At 38.4% G+C, this 23671-nt stretch carries 19 protein-coding genes and 1 other annotated feature; of the genes, 15 read left to right on the plus strand and 4 right to left on the minus strand.

What is annotated here, in order from left to right; genetic code table 11:
- Position 1: 1 nt before the first annotated feature.
- A complete protein-coding gene (proB, locus tag BPOF4_RS06575; RefSeq protein ID WP_012958304.1) occupies positions 2-1123 on the minus strand; it encodes a glutamate 5-kinase in 1122 nt (373 codons plus the stop codon).
- Between the two features lie 84 nt (positions 1124-1207).
- Positions 1208-1419, minus strand: a binding site (T-box leader).
- Between the two features lie 159 nt (positions 1420-1578).
- On the opposite strand from proB, the gene BPOF4_RS06580 reads away from it, so the two are divergent.
- Positions 1579-2376 carry an SDR family NAD(P)-dependent oxidoreductase gene (locus BPOF4_RS06580; RefSeq protein WP_012958305.1) on the plus strand — a complete coding sequence of 266 codons (798 nt, stop codon included), beginning with the start codon at positions 1579-1581 and terminating at the stop codon, positions 2374-2376.
- Between the two features lie 13 nt (positions 2377-2389).
- The gene (locus BPOF4_RS06585; RefSeq protein WP_012958306.1) at positions 2390-2575 is read left to right on the plus strand and encodes a hypothetical protein; all 186 of its coding nucleotides are present in this window, start codon (positions 2390-2392) and stop codon (positions 2573-2575) included.
- Between the two features lie 109 nt (positions 2576-2684).
- Here the strand turns inward: BPOF4_RS06585 and BPOF4_RS22140 are convergent, their stop codons facing one another.
- Positions 2685-2843 (minus strand): hypothetical protein, encoded by a 159-nt coding sequence (locus BPOF4_RS22140; RefSeq protein WP_012958307.1) that lies wholly within the window; start codon positions 2841-2843, stop codon positions 2685-2687.
- Between the two features lie 188 nt (positions 2844-3031).
- Between BPOF4_RS22140 and asnB the strand changes: the two genes are divergently transcribed.
- The 4 genes from asnB to BPOF4_RS06605 all read left to right on the plus strand — a co-directional run bounded on the left by asnB (position 3032) and on the right by BPOF4_RS06605 (position 9227).
- Entirely contained in the window at positions 3032-4879 is a 1848-nt protein-coding gene (asnB, locus tag BPOF4_RS06590; protein ID WP_012958308.1) for an asparagine synthase (glutamine-hydrolyzing), read from the plus strand.
- Positions 4880-5024: 145 nt separating this feature from the next.
- On the plus strand, positions 5025-5600 hold the full coding sequence (locus BPOF4_RS06595; RefSeq protein WP_012958309.1) for a TetR/AcrR family transcriptional regulator: 576 nt from the start codon (positions 5025-5027) through the stop codon (positions 5598-5600).
- A gap of 65 nt (positions 5601-5665) precedes the next feature.
- Positions 5666-8161, plus strand: a complete 2496-nt coding sequence (locus BPOF4_RS06600) for a YhgE/Pip family protein (protein WP_012958310.1) — start codon at positions 5666-5668, stop codon at positions 8159-8161.
- A 58-nt stretch (positions 8162-8219) separates the two neighbouring features.
- A complete protein-coding gene (locus BPOF4_RS06605) occupies positions 8220-9227 on the plus strand; it encodes a DUF3231 family protein (RefSeq protein ID WP_012958311.1) in 1008 nt (335 codons plus the stop codon).
- A 43-nt stretch (positions 9228-9270) separates the two neighbouring features.
- Here BPOF4_RS06605 and BPOF4_RS06610 read toward each other — a convergent pair whose 3' ends face one another.
- Both BPOF4_RS06610 and BPOF4_RS22770 read right to left on the minus strand, forming a co-directional pair.
- Positions 9271-9681, minus strand: coding sequence for a peroxiredoxin-like family protein (locus BPOF4_RS06610; protein ID WP_012958312.1), 411 nt, complete (start codon positions 9679-9681; stop codon positions 9271-9273).
- 27 nt (positions 9682-9708) lie between these two features.
- Positions 9709-9840, minus strand: coding sequence for a hypothetical protein (locus tag BPOF4_RS22770; protein ID WP_274378528.1), 132 nt, complete (start codon positions 9838-9840; stop codon positions 9709-9711).
- 197 nt (positions 9841-10037) lie between these two features.
- Here BPOF4_RS22770 and BPOF4_RS06615 point away from each other — a divergent pair, with 197 nt between their 5' ends.
- The 9 genes from BPOF4_RS06615 (at position 10038) to BPOF4_RS06655 (ending at position 23619) form a co-directional block, all read left to right on the plus strand.
- A complete protein-coding gene (locus BPOF4_RS06615) occupies positions 10038-11666 on the plus strand; it encodes a GGDEF domain-containing response regulator (RefSeq protein ID WP_012958314.1) in 1629 nt (542 codons plus the stop codon).
- A gap of 110 nt (positions 11667-11776) precedes the next feature.
- Entirely contained in the window at positions 11777-12751 is a 975-nt protein-coding gene (locus BPOF4_RS06620) for a HEAT repeat domain-containing protein (RefSeq protein WP_012958315.1), read from the plus strand.
- 75 nt (positions 12752-12826) lie between these two features.
- Entirely contained in the window at positions 12827-14179 is a 1353-nt protein-coding gene (locus tag BPOF4_RS06625; protein ID WP_049779915.1) for a glycosyltransferase family 2 protein, read from the plus strand.
- A gap of 28 nt (positions 14180-14207) precedes the next feature.
- The gene (locus BPOF4_RS06630) at positions 14208-14570 is read left to right on the plus strand and encodes a response regulator (protein ID WP_012958317.1); all 363 of its coding nucleotides are present in this window, start codon (positions 14208-14210) and stop codon (positions 14568-14570) included.
- The gene (locus BPOF4_RS06635; RefSeq protein ID WP_012958318.1) at positions 14563-17445 is read left to right on the plus strand and encodes an ATP-binding protein; all 2883 of its coding nucleotides are present in this window, start codon (positions 14563-14565) and stop codon (positions 17443-17445) included. The genes BPOF4_RS06630 and BPOF4_RS06635 overlap by 8 nt, the downstream gene beginning before the upstream one ends.
- A 715-nt stretch (positions 17446-18160) precedes the next feature.
- Positions 18161-19642, plus strand: coding sequence for a methyl-accepting chemotaxis protein (locus BPOF4_RS22145; RefSeq protein ID WP_012958320.1), 1482 nt, complete (start codon positions 18161-18163; stop codon positions 19640-19642).
- Positions 19643-19823: 181 nt separating this feature from the next.
- Positions 19824-21323 (plus strand): phytoene desaturase family protein, encoded by a 1500-nt coding sequence (locus BPOF4_RS06645; protein ID WP_012958321.1) that lies wholly within the window; start codon positions 19824-19826, stop codon positions 21321-21323.
- A complete protein-coding gene (locus tag BPOF4_RS06650; protein ID WP_012958322.1) occupies positions 21320-22765 on the plus strand; it encodes a phytoene desaturase family protein in 1446 nt (481 codons plus the stop codon). The genes BPOF4_RS06645 and BPOF4_RS06650 overlap by 4 nt, the downstream gene beginning before the upstream one ends.
- A 14-nt stretch (positions 22766-22779) precedes the next feature.
- Entirely contained in the window at positions 22780-23619 is an 840-nt protein-coding gene (locus BPOF4_RS06655) for a phytoene/squalene synthase family protein (RefSeq protein ID WP_012958323.1), read from the plus strand.
- The last annotated feature ends 52 nt before the right edge of the window (positions 23620-23671 follow it).

Raw genomic sequence — 23671 nt, forward strand, 5'->3', positions numbered from 1 at the left:
TCTAGATTCTCTCCTTTGTGAGTGGGACCCATTGATCCCGGTGAATGGCCACTGGTTTAGTCAGCTTGATTTGTTCATTGGCTTGAATGCTTTGCATGCCTTTAATCAACATTAAATCACTAGCAGACAGTGTCGTTTGTCCTTTGCCAATGACTGCATTTTTTTCATTTACAATTTCAACGACATCATTTTCGTGAAAACGTCCAATAACGTCTACTACACCAACTGGCAGCAGGCTTTTGCCTTCAAAAAGCAAGGCTCGCTCTGCTCCTTTATCGATTTTAATTTGGCCAGATGCCTCAGAGTGCACTGCCAGCCATTGTTTAGAAGCGGGCATAACGCTCGCATGTTTGAATGATCCAATATACGTTCCATCACCTTTACCTAGCAAGAGATCTTCAAGTGTTGTCTCCCCGCTGGATTTTCCGATAAACACATTCACTCCAAAAGGGGTAGCTGTCTTAGCTGCCATTAGTTTAGATTTCATTCCACCTGTGCCGACCTTAGACCCTGAATCACCTGCATAAGCGAAAAGGTCTTCAGTTACTTCAGGAATATAGTGAAACTTTTTAGCATTAGGGTTTTGATTTGGATTGGAATCATATAGACCATTCACATCCGTAATCATACAAAGGGCATCTGCATGTATAAACCCGCTGACTAGAGCGGAAAGCATGTCATTATCACCGAAAGTTAACTCTTCTATCGAAGTTGAGTCGTTTTCATTAATGATCGGAATAGCTGAACGCTTCAATAATTCAGTTAACGTTTGCAAGGCATTTTGGTAACGCTTCTGATCTTTAAAGTCTTCTCTAGTTAATAGCAGCTGAGCAGCTGTAAGATCATGTGCTGCAAATTCTGCAAGATAAGCTTGCATTAACAATCCTTGACCAACTGCAGCAGCAGCTTGTTTGCCCGCTGTTGTGGAAGGACGGGATGGATAACCGAGCGCAGAAAAACCTGCCGCTATTGCCCCAGAAGAAACTAATACGACTTCATGGCCAAGTTTTTTTGCATGAGCAATGGCCCTGACATGCTCGCGTAATTTTGTCAGACATAGCGCGCCATTAGCGCCTGTAAGGGAGCTGCTTCCTACTTTCATAACTAATCGTTGACGGTTCATAATCAATGCCTTCTTTCTTTGGATCATTTATATTACATGCATCTTGTTTTTACTAAATAAAAAACCCTTCCATCCTTATCTATAAATAAGGACGGAAGGGTTACATCCGCGGTACCACCTTGATTGGCATAAAATTATGCCCGCTCTAACATCCGTATCGTGGATGAGACGGTCAGGCTTTTACCAGACTGCTCAAGGGCAGGTTCCGCTACAACAGGGGTGATGGTCCTCTCAGCCGGTGAGACCACTCTCTTTTCACATGAAGTATGCGTACTATTCCCAATCAACGCACATTTGATTTAATTTTTATTATTATAATCATGCAAGCTATTTTAGTCAAGTAGAAATCTGAAGATTCACACAACTTTAAAGCGCTTTCATAGAAAACTTTTGCTACTCATAATGGACCGGGTTACACTAATAAAGGATCCTTTATTATATGTAGGAGTGAGATCATGAGTGAGTTTACACGTCTAGAAAACAAAGTAATATGGATAACAGGCGCATCAAGCGGTCTAGGAAAACAATTAGCTATAGATGCGGCAGCCGCTGGTGCGGTGCTGGTGTTATTAGCTAGAAATGAAGCTAAGCTTAAAGAGGTGCAGCAAGTCATCCAAGAAAATTCCGGTCAAGCTCATATTTATACACTTGATATTAGCAAACCTGAGGATATAGAAGCAAGTGTCAAAAACATAGTCGAAAAAGTCCAAAGAGTTGATATACTTATTAATAATGCTGGCTTTGGGGTATTTGATTATGCAGATCGAATGAGTTTAGCGGATACGAAAGAAATGTTTGATGTGAATGTTCTTGGTCTGATTGAAATGACGAGAGCAGTACTGCCATTGATGAAAAAAGCGAATCAAGGTCATATCATCAATGTCGCCTCTCAAGCAGCGAAACTCGCAACACCTAAATCAAGTGTATATGCTGCTACAAAGCATGCAGTATTAGGCTACACAAATGCTCTTCGTCTTGAGCTAGAAGAGACAAATATTCATGTGACAGCTGTGAACCCTGGTCCAATCCGCACACCTTTTTTTGACCGTGCTGATGAGGACGGGAGTTATGTGGCTAATATTGAAAAGTTCATGCTGGACCCGGAATACGTATCAAATGAAATTTTAAAAGTGATTGAAAAGCCAAAACGGGAAATTAACCTTCCGAAATGGATGGGGTTTGGATCAAAACTATACCAATTGATGCCTGGTGTGGTAGAGAAGCTTGCAGGCAGTAAATTACGACAGAAATAAAATGGAGGTAACAGTGAAAAATACATTCCATTGCTGTGCGACCTGTATTCATTTTAAGGCAGCCAGGGTTAATGATCACATGCACTATTTTTGCCAAAGACTTGGGTATGAAACCAAGCCTTCTTATCAATTTTCATGCTGGGAGCCGAAAGAACAAGTAAAGAAGTTAATGAAGAAGCGTCTTTCCTCTGAAGAGTGATAAAAGAACCTAGTAAAAACTATGGTAAATGAAACAGCCTCCCATAAACATGTGACTAACCATGTAAAACAAAAATCAAGGTCCATCTCGGACCTTGATTTTTGTTTGTTTAGAAGAAATCTAAATCTCTTTGATGATTGATTTGCTCAGGCTTCTTTGCAGGATCATCATCCGGTGTATAAGCAATTAAAATGACACCGAGATCTTGCTCAAGCTGACGGACAGTTTGTAATTGATTTTGCTCTAAACGAGCTACGGGATAATTCATGAAAATCACCTCTACTCCTATTATTTACTTAGAAGTACTCTCTATACAAAACACGAAGAATGAACTTCAATTAAAAAAATCGCACTTTTGGGTAATCGCCTGAATAACATAATTTATGGGTAGAGGACCTTAAGCTGTGCAGGTTTTAGAGAGAACATGTGATATTTCCCAAGAGGGGCTGATAAAATATGTGTGGTATTACTGGGTGGATTGACTGGCGGCGCGATATGAGAAAAGAAGAAGCGGAAGTATTAAAGATGGCTGAAACCCTCAATAGAAGGGGTCCAGATGATATGAATGTGTGGACTTCTAAGCATGTGGGCTTTGGTCACGCAAGGCTTATTGTTGTTGACCCAGAAGGCGGAATACAGCCGATGAGCAGAACGTATAAAAATAAAACCTATACGATATGTTATAACGGTGAATTATACAATACAGAAGATATTCGTAAAGAGCTGCTATCAGCTGGTCATGACTTTAGCGGCCATTCCGACACTGAGGTATTATTGAAGTCCTATATTGAATGGGGTTATCAATGCCTCGAGAAATTAAATGGAATTTTTGCATTTGCTATTTGGAATGATCAAGATGAAAGTCTGTTTATGGCAAGAGATAGACTTGGAGTGAAGCCCCTGTTTTACACCGTACGAAACGGATGTTTACTATTTGGTTCGGAGTTGAAAGCACTCCTGGCTCACCGTGATATAGAGCCTGTTGTTGACAGGGAAGGTATTGCAGAAATTATGGGGCTAGGTCCGTCGCGAACACCTGGTCATGGGGTGTTCAAAGATATAAATGAGCTTCGACCTGCTCACATGTTAATTTATGACCGGAATGGTGCGAAAATCAGCCGTTACTGGACACTTAAAAGTAAACCCCACCCCCATTCAATGGAGGAAACCGCTGCACATATTCGTGAATTAATGGAAGATATTGTAGAGAGACAATTATTTGCTGACGTACCAGTCGGTTTATTTTTATCTGGGGGGGTAGATTCAAGTGCATTAACAGCTCTAGCTGCAAAAGTACATGATAAGCAAGGCTTGGGTGCTGTTCGAAGTTATTCGGTTGATTATGATGAAAATGATAAATACTTTAAAGCAAATGATTTTCAGCCAAATGCAGACGGCCCCTGGATAAAGCTCGTTTCTGATTCATTTAAAACAAAGCATTATAATGCCATTATTTCTATTGATGAACTAGCAAATCAACTGAAAGAAGCTGTTCGGGTACGGGATTTACCGGGCATGGCAGATATAGATTCATCTCTTCTATGGTTTTGCAGGGAAATAAAGAAAGATGTGACAGTGGGGCTCTCTGGCGAATGTGCGGATGAAATTTTCGGAGGATACCCGTGGTTTCATAAACCTGAGATCATGAATGTTGATATGTTTCCATGGATGCGCTCCATTGATGAGCGGCAAGATTTATTAAATGAAAAATGGCAGAAGAAAATTAATTTAAAAAGATATGTGTACGACAGGTATAAAGAAACGATCTCTGAAACTCCAAGATTTAACGGTGATACGAAAGAAGAGGCAAGAAGGAGAGAGATCTCTTATTTAAATATCATTTGGTTTATGACCAATTTATTAGATAGAAAAGATCGTATGAGTATGGGGGCAAGTCTTGAAGTTCGTGTTCCATTTTCAGATCACCGCTTAGTTGAGTATGTATGGAATATCCCGTGGGAGATGAAACAATTAGGCGGAAGAGAAAAAGGAATTCTGCGAAAATCATTAGAGGGCTTATTACCAGATGAGATTTTATATCGAAAGAAAAGTCCTTATCCTAAGACCCATCACCCTAGCTACACAGAAGCTGTTCAAAAAGGGATCCAAGAGATTCTAGATCATGATGACTCGCCCATTTTTGAATTTATTAATAAAGAAAAGCTGAGACAAATAGCTGATAGCGGAGGGCTTTCAACAGGCACACCTTATTTTGGGCAGTTGATGGCAGGACCGCAGCTTTTAGCACATTTTATTCAGATGGACTTTTGGCTGAGAGAATACGGAGTCAAAATAGAAGGATAATTAGAGAACGGCCTTACGTTGTAGGGCTGTTTTTTCTATTGTAGATTTATTTAGAGGTTGCATGTATAGGTAAGGTGAAGTAAGATATTAAGTAATAAAAGAAATGACTGTTTTCGTAAAATGGTCATTTTTCAAGGGTGATGATATGTTAGCTAATAAAAAAGAAATGATTTTAGAGGCTGCTGGTCAATCTTTTTCGATGTTTGGATACAAAGGAACAACGATCGATCAAGTTGCAAAGCTTGCCAATATTGGTAAAGGAACCATCTATACAGCGTTTAAAAGCAAGGAAGAATTATTTGAAGCAGTCTTAAATCAAATTATTATTGAAGTGAAAGATGTATTTGAGCGGGCTTTTCTAGACAGTAGAAGTATGGATGACAACATCAGTCATGCGCTGCATGATTTGCTTGAATTCAGGCAGCAGCATGTACTCTTAAATAAGTTGACTCAAGAAGCGTCTGCTATTCGTTCCATTCCTGCAAAAAATGCACTAACTGAAGTTGAAAAAGTCATTATTGAATCGATCACACAGCAAATTGAACGAGGGATCGAGCACGGGAAAGTTAAGGTTTCAGACCCAAAGTTGACCGCATTTATGGTGTATAAGTCTTATATGGCATTAGCTATTGAATTTACAGAGATGTTTGAACCTATCGATAAACAAAAGATTATCAAGTTATTTAAGAGTCATTTAACGAAAGGTCTGCTTAGTGACTAGGGGACCTTTTTATTTTAATCGAAAATGACCAATTGAACAAATCAGTCATAAATTGGAGTGGTTGCATGAAAGGTTATATAACTGAGCTGAAAGGTATATGGCGTCAAAAGAAAATGGTTATCGCTCTATTAGGAATTATTCTTATGCCTTTACTTTATGGAGGTGTATTAGTTTGGTCTTTTTGGGATCCGTATGGTCAATTGGATCAGTTGCCAGTAGCTGTAGTAAATGAAGACCTGGGGGCAGAGGTAGAAGGGGAACAAATAGAAGCCGGAGCAGAGTTTATTGAAGAGTTGAAAAAAGATCCAGCCTTAGACTTCCATTTCGTTTCAAAGAAAGAGGCAGAACAAGGATTAGCCAGTCACGATTATTATTTCTATGTTGAAATTCCTGAGAGCTTCTCAGAGGATCTTATTTCATTAAAAGAGTCAAACCCTGTGAAGGCAAACGTATTTTATGAAGTGAATGAAGAGTATAATTACGTATCATCACAAATAGCTTCAAATGTGATTGAAGAAATGGAAAAAGAATTATCAGAAACCCTGACATTAGCGTATGTAGAGGTCGCACATGATGCATTTAGTAAGTTGACAGAGGCAGTCATAGCGCTTGAAGAAGGATCCAATGAAATAGCTGATGGAAATAAGACTGCGACTGAAAGCATGGAGCGCTTGTCTAAGGGGTTAGTCAGCCTAACATCTGGTTCAAAAGAGCTTACTACAGGGGTGAAAAAGGCTGCTGAAGGGTCGGATCAGTTAGTTAGTGGGATCGAGCAAGCAAAAAAAGAACTTCAAACATTCAATCAAGCAAATAATGTAGACGCTATATTTAATGAGACAAGCCAACTTTTAGAACAAACCATTAATGAGCTAGAACAAGCCGATACAAAAGAAGCAGCTGTGATACTAGATAATCTAGATAACCGTCTCAAACATGTAAACAGGCAGTTAAACCAAGCAGACGAGCAAGTGCAATTGGTAGAAGAACAAATACGAGGCCTGAAAGACAGCATGGAGGGGATGGAACAGCAGATTAATGAAGTCATTCATACGATAAATGATCATACTGACAAGCTGAATCAACAAATGGGAATGACTCATAAAGAGTTAGATGAATGGAATCAAAACGTGAAAGCAGCCTATGAAAAAGTAGAACAACCTTTGGCTGAACTTAAAAAAATTCAATCTCAAGTGGAGGAGCTTCCGGCCATTCTTAATAACCTATATCCCGAATGGAGGGAACATGAACATCTCGTTAGTTGGTATGAGGATATTCAAGCGAATGTGAAACGTGTGGAGGGGTTTTACAAAGAGACTGCAGGTTCAATAGAAACGATTAATAATGGATTTCCTGAATTATTGAACGGACTCGAGTCACGTCAACTCGAATGGAAACAGTTTAATGAAGAGTTAAACATACAATTGGATCAATCTTCAACAAAAATGAATCAATTCTTTGAAGAGGCGACATCTAAAACGGAAGAGCTTCTTATGATTTTAGATCAGCTCTCTAGTGCCTTACAAGAAGCTGAAGCTGCTATTCCAGATGGTTTAAATGGGGATCAACTAACTGCCTCATTTGAAGAAGAGTATATGAATGTTTTATCGGTTCTTAATAAAGTAAATGAAAAATTGAATATGGCCGCTTCTCTTTATCAAAGAGGTGAGGCAGCAAGTGAACAAGCATATAAAGGGGTAGTAGATTTAAATGAAGGTCTGCATGAACTAGTCAATGGATCAAATCTTCTGAGTGAGAGCTTAGTTGAAGCAAGTGATGGAGGAAACGAACTCTTTAGCGGTCTTCATACGTTACAAGATGGATCCATTGATTTAGCCCTTAATATGAATCAGCTTAAAGAAGCGCTGCTTGAGGTTGATCCAAATGAAAAACAAGAAAGCATGCTTGTGAGTCCAGTGCAGTCCAAGAATCAATCGCAGACTGAAGATTACTCATACGGTGTAGGTTTAAGCCCTTACTTTCTGTCCATTGGGTTATATGTTGGGGGGCTGACTTTATCGATCATTTATCCCTTTAGAGACCCATTAGGAGAGCATCAATCTGGATGGGAATGGTTTAGCGGAAAGCTAGGAGTTATCTATTCCGTTGGGGTTTTGCAGTCTTCGCTAGTTGCTGTATTTCTGCTATATGGGCTTAAGCTTGATGTAGCAAGCAAGATTGGCTTTTTTAGCTTTACCATCTTTACGAGTTTAGCGTTTCTCTCACTTATTTTCTTTTTGGTAAGTGTCCTTGATAATCCTGGCCGGTTTGCAGCGATCATTTTATTAATCCTGCAATTAGGCGGAAGTGCGGGAAGCTTTCCGGTTGAATTGTTAGCATCTCCCTTGCAAACTCTGCATGGCTGGCTGCCAATGACTTACTCTGTACTTGGATTTAGGTCGGTCATTTTTATGGGGGTGAATCCTTTGCTTTGGGACAGCGTTCGCTTTTTATGCATCTTATTAATGATTTGTACAGCAGGGGCTTTCGTTTATTTTATAGTTACACATCATAAGCGGAATAAAAAAGAATATCCTACAACTTCAGCAGCTGATAAAGAATGAATGTCTCAACTTTAATTGGGCACATTACAGGTATCAGATTCGTATTGGAGGCAAATGTATGAAGAATATCCAATTAACCGCATCAGAGATTGGTACTCTGTGGATGACCTATCAACAAAAAACGATGCTGCTAAGGATGATTGAACATTTTCTATTGCATACTGAAGATAAGAAATCCAAGAAAATAATGATGGGGCTCCATAAAGATATATCTACATTTACAATAAAAATTGAAAAATTATTTATCCAAGAAGGGCATTCTATTCCATTAGGATACACTGAGCAAGATGTTAATTTAGAAGCTCCTAAGTTATTTGATCAACATTTTGATATTATGTGTATGAAACTGATGAAGGCTATTAGTATGGGGATACATGTATTGCATGTAAATATGGCCTATAGAGAAGATTTATTAATCCTTTTTAGGGATCTTACCGCCCTGACTCAAAAATATTACAATCAATGCTCTATGTATTTAGCAGAGAAGGGCTTGCTTACAAGACCGCCTTATTTATCAAATGATCAAGGGATCCAATTTGTTCAAGATAAAGATTACTTCAGGGGAAACAAGCTGGTTGGGGATGAACGTGTGCTAAATGCCATTGAAGTGGCCCATCTGTATCATGCCATTGAAAATAACACCATTGGATTAACCTTAATGATTGGCTTTGCTCAATCTGCTAAAGAAAAAGATATTCAAGACTACTTTCTTAAAGGAAAAAAGTTAGCTAATCAAGTGGTTGATGACATTAGTCAAATCATGAAAAATGATGACATCCAATTTACAAAGCCACCAAACGGAGCGTTGACTTCATCTACTATTTCACCATTTTCAGATAAGCTTATGATGTATTGTACAAGCTTGTTATGCAGCTTTTCACTAGGGAGCAACGCATTTGGTACGGCATTTAGTCTTAGAAACGACCTGCCATTAAAGGTTGCATCACTTGGAAAGTCAATTTTTGATTTTGCCTCAGAAGGTGCTAAGTTAATGGCCAAGCATGGCTGGATGGAAGAGCCTCCGCAAATGATTGATCGCAGAGCTATTATAAAGTCAAAAAAATAAATCAAAAAACCAGCAGCATATCATGTTATGCCGCTGGTTTTTTCTATACGGAATTTGCTTTTTCTATTAGGGTAGAGATGTCTGCGTGATCATTTGGAGACTTGTCTATGTGATGCCAGACTACTTCATTATTTGAATCAAACAACCAAGCGCCGCCTTGAACTTCAACATCAGATTTCTTAATGGCTTCTTTAACAGCTTTTTTGTCTTGAGCATTTGAGGGAAGAGTAAAATTCCCTTTAAATAAGCTGGATACAGAATGAATGAATAGTTTCCATTTAGACAGGGATTGGTGACCTAGTTTGTTATACAAAGAAAGCGTTGAATCACCGTAAAAAGGAAATGGGTACGAAGAGAGTGTATCTTTGTATTTCGTAAGATACTCTTCGTCGTGTGGAGTGACAATGAATATCTCTACATTTCTCTTTTTGAATTGTTCGTAAGACTCACGCACCTGCGTGAGGAAATCTCTATAAATTGGTCAACCAAGGTGACGAACGAATAATACATAACAAGGACTTTCTTTGACCAACTCATGAAATGTAATGTCAGTCCCATCGGCCGCCTCAAGCTTTGTATTTAATTGATCTTCAGTCATTTTAGTAGTCATCATGCTTGACCTCCTTTTCTAGAGGATAAAAGTTTTAGCAAATAATAGCAACTAATCCCCCTTCAGCACATATTTTTGTTAAAGGAGAAGCGGATTGAGATATGGTCCTATAGTCATAAGAAATGATATGTGAGAAAATGAAATGAAAAATAAGGAATATACATGTGAAATATGGTGGTAATGGGCTACAGGGGGGTATTATGCAAAAATATCAAGAAAAATTTAAACAAAGGTTGAAACAACAGGTTGAAAAGTGGCAGCCAGGGGATACCATTTCAAGAGATCAGATCTATCGTTTTCTTCATTCTGTTAATGGTACTGCCGCTTCTATCGGACTGCCGGACTACTCACAAGCTGCTTCAGAAAAATTAACAGAACTTAATAAGGAACTGAAGGATAAATGGTCATTTGAAGAAGTAATGACCGGATATTTTTCCCCTTTTATAAAAGATATGACAGAGCAAGCAGAAGGTTTAAGGGAGTCAACTCTTGTTCCTGTTTCAACATTGGAAACGATCGAAGAACAGGATGCTAAAGCAGTTGTCTTAATGATTGATGAAGACCTAGACTTTCTTTCTGGGATGAAGAGCGGGTTAGAGCAGCGAGGTTTTATCGTTTTATTAGCTACATCTCCTGAAAAGGGTCTTGAAATGTTTCTTAATGAAAGACCTAACTGTGTGATTGTAGATTATGTACGCCCGTATGAACGAGGGTATGAGTCTGCTCAATCGCTATTATCGAAAGCGACCTCTGAATTTATCCCCGTTCTAATGATAAGCAGCAGTATGGATAAACATATCGAGTTAAATGCTTATAAATCGGGTGTAGCTGATTTTATAAAAAAACCAGTAAATAGTGAAGAGTTAGAAGTACGTATGAACAATCGTCTAAGATACCAAAAGGTTATTCAACAAACAATCATGACTGATGATTTAACAGGTGTCTATACTAGACGCTATCTTTCTACAGAAGGTAAAAAACAATTGAGTCAAGCACTACGATCCAAGCAAACATTAACTGCTGCTATGTTTGATTTAGATTTTTTTAAGAAGGTGAATGATACGTATGGCCACCCTGCTGGTGATAACGTACTAAAGTCTTTTGCAAATATTATTACTCAGTTAAAACGAGAGTATGATTTATTGTTTAGGTTAGGGGGCGAAGAATTTTTATTGCTTCTTCCAAATACAACACCTGCTGAAGCAAAGAAGGTGGTGGAGAGGATTCGCATTAAACTCCGACTAACAGAGTACCAAGAAGGCTCCTCCTCCTTTAATGTTACGTTCTCAAGCGGTATCGCAGGTTCTACAATCGAAACTAAAAATTTGGAAGAGTTAGTTGAACAGGCAGATCAAGCTTTATATATGGCTAAGCAAACAGGCAGAAATCAAACCGTTCTTTTTGAAAATAAGAATATGGTAGCTTCAAAACGTACAATCTATGTATCTATTATTGATGATGATGAAGTGTTACGAAGAATATTATTTGACCGGGTATGTGAGCTCGTTACGGATCAAGTAAATCTTGAAGTGACTGCCTATAAAAATGGTGAAGAATTTCTTTTAGCAGATTGGTATAAAACAAGGGAAAAACACCTAGTGATTCTTGACCGCATTATGCCTAAAATGGATGGTTTAGAAGTGTTATCTATCCTTCGCAGCAAGTACCCTGAACATGAAGTTATGGTGTTAATGCTGACGGGGCGCAAGCAGGAACAAGAAATTGTCAAAGCACTAGAATTAGGTGCTGATGATTATTTAACAAAACCATTTAAGGTTGATGAAGTGACTGCTAGAATTAAACGGCTTATTAAGCGCTCATTACTTTAGGTGAGGAGTTGGTCATCATATCTATTTCAACTATTTTCTCTGTGTTTATCCTGCTCCTTATCATCCATATTTTCACCCTCATCTATTTACTTTTCATTAAAGGAAAATGGATGAGGAAGCAAAAAAGAAAAGAGCACCTTAGGTTCACAGTAGATAAAGCAGTATCAACCTACTTGTTTAATGATTCGATATCACTTAATGAAGTAGGGCTGACACGACATTTAAAAGGACAATCGATTACGTATGAGCTCCTTGAAGAATCACTAGAGACGTACCAAAAATTAATTGATCATGAAGAAACAAGAGAAAAGGTTGTTGTATTAGCTGAACACTATTTAAGAGATTATTATAAGGACCAGCTGTTAAAAGGTAGATGGAGTAAGAGGATGAATACACTCTACTATATCGAGGACTTTAAGATGAGAAGTCTTGCCGATACAATTTGGATGCTCTTTCAAACGCATTCAAAATGGGATGAAGAAAAAGAACAAATCATCCGAACTCTTGCAGCTCTGCAAGACGTGAGGCTGTTTGGAATGTTAGTAGAGGAGCAGCCTGATTGGTCTGTGGGCTTATATAAAGAAATATTTAGAAGGATGGATAGAGATCAATTTAAATATAACGTTTCAGAACTAGATTCATTCGAGCACCCTGTCGGCCATGCGATGCTTGATGTGGCGAGGGAAGAACGGGATGAAGATCTGCTTCCGTTATTTGAAGATCTTCTTAGCAGTCACTCTCTTGAAGTAAGGATTAGAGCCTTAAAAGGTATATTAGCTTTAGAGAGAATAACTAAGGTTGAGCTCCTCACTTCCTTTGCTTCCTCAAGTGAATGGGTGGAGAGAATGTTATTTGCAAGAATAGCAGGGAAGTTAAAGCAGTCTCGCTATATCTCCATACTAAACGAATTAATGGGGGATTCAAATTGGTGGGTAAGACAAGGGGCTGCAGAGGCTTTATTCCATTATCGAGACGGCGTGCTTATTTTAGAGCATATTCACACTAATCACCCCGATCCATTTGCAAGAGATATGGCTAGACAATGGGTAGGAAGCAGGGACAGTGTGAGTGATGGAGGATGTTAGAAAAGGAGGGAGGGGAGTGTGATCGAATCATTAGAATCAGTCTTTTATGTAATCGGTATTCTGCTCATAAGTTATATGGCTTTCGCCTCACTTTTTTACACGGTGCTCTTGCTTCTCTCTGCAGGGATGCTTAGACGGGAGAGAGGATTAAATAAAGGAGAGCCATACGAAGATATCCTGCATTCGACAGACACAAAGCCTATTTCCATTCTTGTACCAGCTTTTAATGAAGAAGCAGGGGTCGTTGGCAGTATCCGTTCACTCCTCAGTATGAATTATCCCGAATATGAAATTATCGTGGTAAATGACGGGTCAACTGATGACACATTGAATCGTTTAATAGAAGCTTTTAGTATGAAGGAAACTGTGCAAATTTGCAGAAAACAGCTTGAAACGAAAGAAATTAAGGCCGTTTATAAATCAGAGCTATTCCATAATATTTATGTGGTTGATAAAGAAAATGGAGGAAAAGCTGATGCATTAAATGCGGGAATTAATGTTTCAAAATATCCGTATATATGTTCACTTGATGGAGATTCCATTTTAGAGGGCGATGCTTTATTAAAAGTAATGAAGCCGATTGTTGATTCAAATGAGAAGGTAATTGCTGCAGGAGGAAGCGTACGAATTGCTAATGGAAGTGAAATTGAACGCGGGCAGGTAGAAAAAATAAATCTTCCTACACACCCTTTAGCAATCATGCAGGTGATTGAATACTTACGTGCATTTTTAATGGGAAGAATCGGGTTGTCAAAATATAACTTGCTTCTTATTATTTCTGGAGCCTTCGGAGTCTTTAATAAAAGCTGGGTCATTAAAGCAGGCGGATATAAAGTAGGGACCGTAGGGGAAGATATGGAGCTGGTTGTCAGACTTCACCGTCAAATCAAAAAAGAAGGGGTTAAACGATCTATCCGCTATATTCCGGACCCCGTATGCTGGACAGAAGCACCAGAAAGCTTAACAATTCTTAGAAGGCAGCGAACTAGATGGCAAAGAGGATTATTTGAAACGCTCCGCCTTCATTGGAAGTTGATTTTTAATCCTAAATATAAACAAGTGGGTTTGATTTCTATGCCCTATTTCCTTTTAATAGAGCTGCTCGGAGCGGTTGTTGAATTTTTTGCCTACCTCTATATCATACTAGGTTTGTTTTTTGCTTTTGTACCTATTGATATAACCGTCCTTCTATTTTTACTTACATGGGTGTATGGTTCTTATTTATCCATGTGGGGTGTTTTGCTAGAAGAATGGAGTTCTCGCAGATATCCAAGAAAAAGAGATCTAATCATTCTATTTTTGTATGCTTCAAGCGAAGTATTTTGGTACCGGCCGTTAACTGTTTTCTGGAGGTTAGAAGGTATTTGGCAGGCGTTAAGGAAGCGCTCGGATTGGGGTGTTATGACTCGAAAAGGAGTATCTAAATAATAAATGTAAAAACAGGAGGGGAGCTTGGTTGAAAAAGATATTAATCGCTGATGATGAAGAAGTATTACGGATGTTAATTGTTGATACTTTAGAGGAAGATCATCTTCAATTAGATGAGGCAGAAGATGGTATTGAAGCCCTGTCTTTAATAAAGAAAGAACAGTATGATTTGCTTATCCTAGATTATATGATGCCTGAGAAATCAGGCATAGAAGTATTAATGGAGACAAGAAAGTTGACTATTCCTCAACCAAAAGTGTTAATGTTAACAGCTAAAAGCCAGCAAAAAGATCAGGATGAAATGTATAAAGAGGGTGCGAACTATTTTTTAGCAAAGCCGTTTAGCCCAATTGAACTGCTCTCGATCGTGGAGGATATGTTAAGTGACTAATTATTTCAAGAGGACACTCAATAGGCAATTCACTTTCTTATTACTTGTTGTATCTTTAGTTATTGTTCTAGTAGGTGGAGTTCTAGCTGTTTATGGTATGTCGATCCAATCAAGCTATCAGGCTGAAAGGGAGCGGAAATTAGAAAAACAGGAAATTGTATTTGAGATTGATTCACACGCTAAGCAGATGTTAATAAGGGCAAGGGGTTACTTTGCTTTTCAAAATAATGAAGAGTTAAATGCTCTCTACAGAGAAATAGATGCCCTGAATGTGTATATCGAGAGGTTTTCCTCTTTAGATCTCTCAGCAGAAGAGCTTGCTTTATTAACTGAAATTAAAACAACCATTCATTTATATCAGACGATTCACCTGCCTGAAGCTTTAAGCTTAGTAAGTAACAATGAGCTTGACCGCTTAAGTGCTTATGCCAACAGCGGAGCTAGTGATACAGTAAATCAGTTAATTGAGAACACATCTAATTATGTCTTAACAATCTCTGAAAAGGCGGCAGAAATAAGCAGCAGCTACACGCAAAAAGTAAGTATACTAGTCTCATTATTTGTTATTTTTTTAGGTGTTGTACTTCTCATTCTTTTCATCGTTCTGTACAAAATGATTAAACAAATTGGAAAGCCGATTCAAGATGTTACGGTTGCAGCAGCTGAGCTTGCAATCGGTAAAGATGTTTCTTTGAAAAGCCATCAAAGGGAAGATGAAATTGGAGTGTTATCTAGAACGTTTCTTGATATGGTGGAGATCATTCAACAAAAAGAAGATGAGATGACTCAGCAAAATATTGAATTGAAAACCCAGCAAGAAGAACTTGAACATAAGCAGGATCAGTTAATAAAGTCCCTTCATGAAACAGAAGAGATGCAAAACGTATTACTAAAATACAACTCACTCAACCATGCTATATCTGTCACTCTTAATAAAGAGGATTTATTTGATGAATTACTTACTCATTTAAGTGACATTTATCCTGTTGATAAGATGCTTTTATTCTTAACGGAGGAAACATTTTACCGTTCTAGAGGGATTTATGATAAGCACGTCACTCAGCTATTGAATCATTTCGATCAAGGGATTGGACTTATATTAAGAGAGAAAAATAACTATCATCTCGTGGAAAGAGAAGTGACCGATGTTGAGAGAGGGTTAGCAGAGGGAGTGCTGACTGCTTACGATCTCTACATTCCTATTTATTCTTCCGGCGGGGAACTACGGGCTGTTTTTGCAACCAATAGAGTCGGTAAACCTTTTTTGCAAACTGAGATCAATGAATTAAGCGGAGTTATGAATCATATGTCTATAGCTATTGAGAAAGTTCTTATGCACGAAGAAACAGAAAAAGAAAGACAGCTAAATCAAGATATCATAGATAATGTAAATGAAGCGATTCAGTTTGTAGACAATGAGGGGCATCTCTTACAGTTTAACCAGTCATTTTGTCAATTGATTGAATGTGAACAGAAGGCTCAATTAAAAGCGCCTTTTTCGATGTGGTTTCAGGCACTAGAACATGTGGTGGGTGGTAACGAGGCAGTAGCCAGTTTTTACAATGAGGCTTTAAAACAAGATAATAGCTCCGTGTTATCAATGAATTATGAGATTCACACCAAGCAAAAACGTATATTCAAAGTGTATGCCGAGCCTGTATACCATGGATATAATAAAGTAGGGACCATTTTTGTACACCGTGATATTACTAAGCAGCATGAAGTAGAGCAAATGAAATCAGAGCTTGTTAGTACAGTAAGCCATGAGCTGAGGACACCTTTATCTAGTATTTTAGGATTTACGGAATTAATGCTTCATCGCAAGCTGAAGCCTGAAAAACAAGAAAAATACTTAAAAACGATCCATAAAGAAGCCAACCGTTTAACGAATCTGATCAATGATTTCTTAGATTTACAACGGATGGAATCGGGCGGGCAGATGTATACAAACGAGAGTTTAGATATAAGGGATCTTATATCTGAAGTGTTAACAAGATTTGAGGCGTATTCAGAGAAGCATACGCTGCATTTTATCAACCTTGCAGAAAAGACGATCATACAAGGGGATAGTGAGAGGATCCAACAAGTCATTACAAACATTATTAGCAATGCCATTAAATTTTCCCCCAATGGCGGTGACATCACAACGACATTAGCTAGTAATTCCACCTCCCTCTTCGTATCTGTTAAGGATGATGGGCTTGGTATTCCAGAGAACGAGATGAAAAATTTATTTAGAAAGTTTTACAGAATCGATAACTCAGATCGAAAGAAAATTGGGGGAACAGGGCTTGGACTTCCTATTTGTAAAGAAATAGTCGAAGCTCATAACGGTACGATAAGCGTAGAATCAAAAGAAAATGAGGGAAGTACATTTATCATCGAGCTCCCTTTAAATGATTGTTCCCAAACGCTGAAGGCGGAAGGGGACAGCCCTAAAACTATATTGTTGTTAGAAGATGATCAGAGCCTGGCATTATTATTAGCTGAAGAATTAAAGAATTATGGGTTTAATGTTGAACATTTCTCAAACCCTGCCACAGCTATCACGTTTGTGGATACAATGGCTAGTCATCTTAACTCAACTCATTCGCCCCCTCTAGATGCAATGGTTGTAGATATTATGCTTGGAGATGAGCTGACGGGCTGGGACTTTATCCATAAGATAAAAGCAAATAATCTTTGGAGTGACTTACCTATTTTTATTTCTTCAGCACTAGATGAAACCGAGCAGCTTACAAGACACTCTGAGATTGAGAGCTATTTGACAAAACCCTACCCTCCTAGCGAACTATCAAAAACAATAATTAAAACTCTTAATCAAGATAAGACAAGGGGTGAAATACTTATACCTAAGAGAAAGAGTGAAATATAAGCAGAGGGGCTGGGACATGATTAATATGCTTTATTCTGGATACGAAGGAAGTACTGAATATAGCGACTGAAATATATGAAGACTGTGGGAGGAAAAAAAGGATACTGAAAATGGATCTACCTGCAGCGAGGTCAACTGAGCGAGCATGCTGTAAAGTGCTCCTTCATTGTATTTGTTCGTTGTTCAGTGATTTTAGCAAACGATGGCTTAGTTTATTATTTGAACTGAACCATAACTTAATCGCTCCACATAATAGGTACAAAAAGCAATAACTTAGCGGATGAACTATACGTAGACTTCTACGGGGCCTAGAGCAGGAGTGAGATCCCACAGGGCAATAGCCCGAGGAAGCTCACCAGCTCCCCGCGAAAAGCGCAGTATAGTTCAGAAGCGGCGAATCCGCTATATCCCATGTTTGAATCACTGTCATGTAAACAATATTTCCCCTTAATTTTTGCATAAAATCACTAGCTCCCCGCGAAAAGGAGTTTAGTTTAGAAACGGTATACATAAGACGCTTATGTAACGTTTGTACCATACAAGTTAAAGATACTATTCTAATAGGCTTTATTAGAAGGAAGAAAATTCTGAAAAGGTAATTGTAGGATGCAAATGAACTGTGGTATGATCACAGTAATCAGACTAATTTATCATGACAATTGTTTTGGTTTTTATGTGAATGACTATTCATTCATAATAAGGGGGAGTGGAAGAGTTGCTCGATTCAACAATCGTACTTAAAAAACGTAACAGGCTATTAACGAAGCTTATTTGGGCCTTATTTAGCTTAGGGTTGCTTAGTAATTTCATAAGCTCGGTTCCAATGGAAGGGATCATAGCTTATGCAGTGTGCGGGGCAGTTTTATCAACTGTGATCACTTTATTAACCTTTCAAGAAAAAGCACAAATGTATGTTCCATATGCTGTAACTGTTTCATTTTCTATTCTAACATTTGTACTCGGGACTACCTCACCAAAATTATCGAATTATCTTTTAGTATATGTCAGTTTAGCAATCGTCACTTTATATCATCAATATCATCTCATTGCTATTTCTGGATTGCTTGGGCTCGTATTAACCAACTATTTCTTCCTTAATCTAAATGAAGCTATGTTCAGTGGATTAGGCAGTGAAGTGTTAATTTCTCTAAATCTGTATGTATTGTTATTAACTCTTATTCTAATTGCACAGGCTAGGATTGGGACTAGTATGCAAAAAGATGTTGAAATGCAGGCAGAAGATGCGACGAAAGCTAAAGAAAAAGCTGAAAACTTATTACATAAAGTGGCACAATCTCAAGCTGTCATCACACAATTCAGCGGAAAAGTAAAAGACGATATTCATTCTACAAAAGCTGTATCTACACAGCTTTATCAGACATTTAAAGAAGTTTCCGGGGGAATAGAAGATCAAGCAATGAGTGTAAGTGAAATGAACGAATTAATAAAGGAGCAAGACCAATCAGTGACATATGTTTCAACATATGCTGAGACGGTTCATACAACCGCTCATGACAGTCTCAAAGAAACTGAGTCTGGTTATCAGCGTTTAAATGAATTAACCAAGGAAATGAATGATGTTCAGAAGATGGTAGAAAGTACGACAGTTAATATGAGTGACCTAACAGATAAAACGAAAAATATTGGTGCCATCTTAACGACGATCGATCAAATTGCCGAACAGACAAACTTACTAGCATTAAATGCTGCAATTGAAGCTGCCAGGGCCGGAGAACATGGGAGAGGATTTGCTGTTGTCGCTGATGAAGTAAGAAAGCTTGCCACACATTCACAGCAGTCTACAAAAGAAATCACCAATCTTTTATTTGATATTCAGAAAAAAACTGAATCCGTCTCATTAGAGGTAAACCTTAGTGAACAAGCAATCAACAGAGGAATGCTTGCGACCGAACAAACGGAAACGAGCTTACAGTTTCTTTTATCAAAAATGAAGCAAATGGCTGAAGCAGCTAGTGCATTTAATGAGCTGGTGAAAAAATTAAAATCATCATCTGCGATTATAACCGAGGAACTTGCAACAGTTACAAGCGGGACCGAGCAATCACATGCGATGGTTGAAGAAGTTTTTGCAAGTGTCGAGGAACAAAATGAGTATATCGCATCCATAACGGACCGCTTTAAAGAATTAGAAAAACTAACAAATGAATTATCTTCTTTAATAGATAGAACAGAATAACACTGATAAAAAGGCACATGAAGAAAAGGTTTCTACATGGGTCTTTTTTGCTTTATTTTGGTAAGTGTTGAATTGGAGTGATATTGTTTGAAAAAGAACCGTTTCAAGGTTATACTGTTTGTATAATATATGTACAATTTATTTTTAAGTTATGATTAGTGATTAAGAGAGGGTGGATACGATGGCAAGAAAAAAGATTTTCGTCATCGGTGCGGGCCCTGGCGGTTTGGCAGCAGCTATGCTCTTAGCCGGTAGAGGGTATCACGTAGAAGTATTTGAAAAACAATCTTATCTTGGGGGCAGAACCTCTTCTTTTACAAAAGATGGATATACGTTTGACAGAGGGCCTACATTTCTAAGCATGCCCTATATTTTAGAAGAGTTATTTGATGCAGTGGGACGTAGAATGAAAGACTATCTTTCTATGCTAGAAATTGATCCGATGTATGAATTGAAATTTGATACCCTCTCTGTCTTTCCTTCAAGAGATTCTTCGATCACAAAAGAGAGAATTGATCAAACTTTTCCAGGTGAGGGCGAAGGATATTTGCAGTTTATGAGGGAAACAGAGAAAAAAATGAATGCCTTAATGCCTGTTCTGCAAAATAGACATAGTTCTTTGCTTGATTATACGAGATGGAGAACAATTAAGGCGCTTCCAGAATTATCACTTGGCCAAAGCCTTTATCAAGTCTTATCTAAATACTTCAAGGATGAACGTCTTAAACTCGCATTCACATTCCAATCAAAATATTTAGGAATGTCACCGTGGGATTGTCCAGGGGCATTCAGCATACTATCTTATATGGAACATAAATACGGTGTATTCCATCCAACAGGGGGGTTAAATCAAATACCTAAAGCGATGGCTAAAGTCGTTCAGGAATTTGGCGGAAGCATCCACCTGAATACCGGAGTAGAAAAACTGATTACTAAAAATAAAAAAATTATCGGGATTGAAACAACTAGCGGGGATCGTCTTCAGTGCGATGATGTGGTGATTAATGCTGACTTCGCTAAAGCAATGACTACGATTGTAGAAGATCGTGACTTAAAACTTTATACAAAAAAGCGCTTGGAAAAAAAGAAATACTCTTGCTCTACTTTTATGATCTACGCAGGGGTAAAGAAAACATTTGATCTTCCTCACCATACAATCCTTTTTTCAAATGATTATAAAAAGAATGTGGAGGAAATTACCCATTCTAAAATCATTTCAGACGATCCATCAATATACATTCAAAATGCCAGTGTGACAGACGGCAAATTAGCAGAGAAAGGGAAATCTGCTATGTATCTATTAGCCCCTGTACCAAATAATTTTAGTTTAATCGATTGGGAAGAGAACAAACATGCTTTTAAGCAGCTTGTATACGAGCAGGTAGAAAAGAAGACAGGGTTTAAAGGGCTAAGGGAGAATCTTGAGGTAGAAGAGATTATTACACCGCTTGACTGGGAAGAAAAACATTATGTTTATAAAGGGGCGACGTTTAATTTAGCCCATAATTTAGGACAGATGATGTATTTCAGGCCTCATAATAAATTTCAGGAACTTGAGAATTGCTGGCTTGTAGGAGGCGGTACTCATCCAGGGAGCGGGCTGCCTACAATCTTTGAATCGGCAAGAATAACAGCTAACTTAATCTTTGATGCTGATAAGGAGGTGTTGGTGTCCACGTGAAGACAGCAATTATTGGCGGTGGTGTCGGAGGAATGCTCTCTGCTTTGTATGAAAGACAGCGAGGCAATGAAGTAGTCTTGTATGAAAAAGAATCCTCATTAGGTGGAAGGTTAAATTTTGTCTCCAAAGATGGTTTTAAAATCGATAAAGGTCCAACAATTGTTTTACTTCCAGAAATGATTTATTCCATCTTAGAAGAAGTAGGGATCCAAAAGGACGAGGTTGAGATGATTCGGATTGACCCTCTCTACAAACTACAATTTCCTGATGGGATGGAATTTTTCAAATGGAGTCATATCGAAAAACAACAACAAGAGATCAAAAAATGGTTTCCAGGAGAAGAAGAATCCTTTGTTCATTATTTAAATGAAATGAAATGGAGATTTGAAGAAGGAAAAGAAGCGTTTCTAGATCGAGACTTTGTGAGAAAACGAGATTTCTTTTCTCCTTCAAATGTACAGACATTATGGAAGCTAAAAGCATATCAAACAGTGAAAAAACAGGCAAGCCGGTATTTCATTAATCCGAGACTTGTAGAGGCTTTTTCGTTTCAAACCTTATATATAGGCGGGGCGCCAAACAAGTCTCCTGCGCTTTATTCATTAGTTCCGTTTAGTGAACACCATCATGGCATTTGGTATGTAAAAGGCGGATATGCAAGTCTCGTTTCACTTTTTGAGGAAAAGCTTCGTGCTAGAGGAGTTGAGATCAAGCTTTCTTCAGAAGTAAGTGAACTGATCATTGATGGTAAAAGATGTACAGGTGTACGTGCAGGGGATAACTTAGATAAGGTTGATCGAGTAATTGTAAATGGAGACTTTCCGCTTGCTGAGCGGTTAGTGACCAGTAAACAGAAATCGTATACCCCTTCATCAGGGTGTCTCCTGCTCTATTTTGGGCTCAATCGTACGTATAGTGAGTCCTCTGTTCATCAGTTTTTGATGACAGAAGACTTTGAAACTCATATGAATGAAGTATTTGAAAAGAAGACTTTGCCGGCTTCTCCCTCCATGTATGTATTTCATCCGTCTTTGATTGATGAATCGCTCGCTCCTAAGAATAAAGGGGTCATGTATGTGTTAATTCCAGTTCCATCTAACGGAAATGTGGATTGGGATTCAATTGATGACTATGTAGATGAGCGGATTAAGGAGCTAGAGGAAAGAGCATTTCCTAATTTAAGAGAAGCGATTGAATGGATGGAAGTCCGGACTCCAAAAGATGCGATGCAGGACGGTTTGTATGCGGGAGGAAGCTTTGGAATTGCTCCTACCCTTATGCAATCAGGAGTATTTAGACCTCAATTAAAACCCTTTCAATATGAAAATGTGTATGCCGTAGGAGCATCAACTCATCCAGGCGGGGGCATCCCAATTGTGATGCAAGGTGCTAAGCTGTTAAATGAGTATATTGAAACAGAAGAGTTGGTCCAATCATGGTGAAAAGGAGTGAGACGATGGATAGGATAGAACAAGCCTATAATGATTGTTACGAGGTCATTCGCCGTCATTCTAAAACATTTACAAAAGCCTTTGGTACACTTCCGAAAGAAAAACGAAATGCCGTATGGGCTGTATATGCTTTTTGCCGTGAAGTGGACGATATTGTTGATGAAGGTGACAACCCAAAAGAAGAGTTAACACATTTTGAAGAAACATTTGAGCTGTTTTTGCAAAGAAAGCTGCCGCTTGTAGAATCTAAATGGATTGCACTAGACGATGTATTTTCTCGTTTTGAAATGGATCAAGTAGCTTTCTATGATATGATTCGCGGACAGAGAATGGATTTAGAGAAAACAAAATATACGACATTAGAAGAGTTAGAACACTATTCTTATCACGTGGCTAGTACCGTTGGGCTGATGCTGCTTCCTATTCTTGCTCCTAAGAACCACGAATCTCTTAGAGCGGGTGGAGTTGCGCTCGGGCTTGCGATGCAATTAACGAACATTCTCCGTGATGTGCAGGAAGATTTAGATAGAGACCGTATCTATCTGCCATACGATTTAATGAAGAAGCATGGCTATTCTCTAGTCGATTTGCATATGGGAATCAATAATTCTTCTTTTGTGAAGGTTTTTGAAGAGGTCGCTGAAAGAGCAGAAATGCTGTATGAACAAGCCTTAGATACTATGGAAGGATACCCTCTTGATTCGAGACTCCAAGTAAAAGGGTCTGCCTTATTGTATCGAGCGATTCTCCAATCGATCCGCAAAAATAACTACAATGTTTTTAAGACCCGTCATTATGTGACGCAAGAAGAAAAAGATGCGATTTTGTTAGAGATGGAAGCATAACTTTTTCATTGCATTATCTGCTATACGCTAAGAAGGAGCTGTCAAAAGACAG

The organism is Alkalihalophilus pseudofirmus OF4 (assembly GCF_000005825.2).
Taxonomy (GTDB): Bacteria; Bacillota; Bacilli; order Bacillales; family Bacillaceae_D; genus Alkalihalophilus; species Alkalihalophilus pseudofirmus.

What these genes read in the sequence shown, in the direction of transcription:
- BPOF4_RS22770 (WP_274378528.1), bottom strand. Translation starts at nt 9,840, where the DNA reads ATGATGACTACTAAAATGACTGAAGATCAATTAAATACAAAGCTTGAG.
- BPOF4_RS06615 (WP_012958314.1), top strand. Translation starts at nt 10,038, where the DNA reads ATGCAAAAATATCAAGAAAAATTTAAACAAAGGTTGAAACAACAGGTT.
- BPOF4_RS06655 (WP_012958323.1), top strand. Translation starts at nt 22,780, where the DNA reads ATGGATAGGATAGAACAAGCCTATAATGATTGTTACGAGGTCATTCGC.
- BPOF4_RS06600 (WP_012958310.1), top strand. Translation starts at nt 5,666, where the DNA reads ATGAAAGGTTATATAACTGAGCTGAAAGGTATATGGCGTCAAAAGAAA.
- BPOF4_RS06595 (WP_012958309.1), top strand. Translation starts at nt 5,025, where the DNA reads ATGTTAGCTAATAAAAAAGAAATGATTTTAGAGGCTGCTGGTCAATCT.
- asnB (WP_012958308.1), top strand. Translation starts at nt 3,032, where the DNA reads ATGTGTGGTATTACTGGGTGGATTGACTGGCGGCGCGATATGAGAAAA.
- BPOF4_RS22140 (WP_012958307.1), bottom strand. Translation starts at nt 2,843, where the DNA reads ATGAATTATCCCGTAGCTCGTTTAGAGCAAAATCAATTACAAACTGTC.
- proB (WP_012958304.1), bottom strand. Translation starts at nt 1,123, where the DNA reads ATGAACCGTCAACGATTAGTTATGAAAGTAGGAAGCAGCTCCCTTACA.
- BPOF4_RS06620 (WP_012958315.1), top strand. Translation starts at nt 11,777, where the DNA reads ATGAGGAAGCAAAAAAGAAAAGAGCACCTTAGGTTCACAGTAGATAAA.
- BPOF4_RS06605 (WP_012958311.1), top strand. Translation starts at nt 8,220, where the DNA reads ATGAAGAATATCCAATTAACCGCATCAGAGATTGGTACTCTGTGGATG.
- BPOF4_RS06580 (WP_012958305.1), top strand. Translation starts at nt 1,579, where the DNA reads ATGAGTGAGTTTACACGTCTAGAAAACAAAGTAATATGGATAACAGGC.
- BPOF4_RS06645 (WP_012958321.1), top strand. Translation starts at nt 19,824, where the DNA reads ATGGCAAGAAAAAAGATTTTCGTCATCGGTGCGGGCCCTGGCGGTTTG.
- BPOF4_RS06625 (WP_049779915.1), top strand. Translation starts at nt 12,827, where the DNA reads ATGGCTTTCGCCTCACTTTTTTACACGGTGCTCTTGCTTCTCTCTGCA.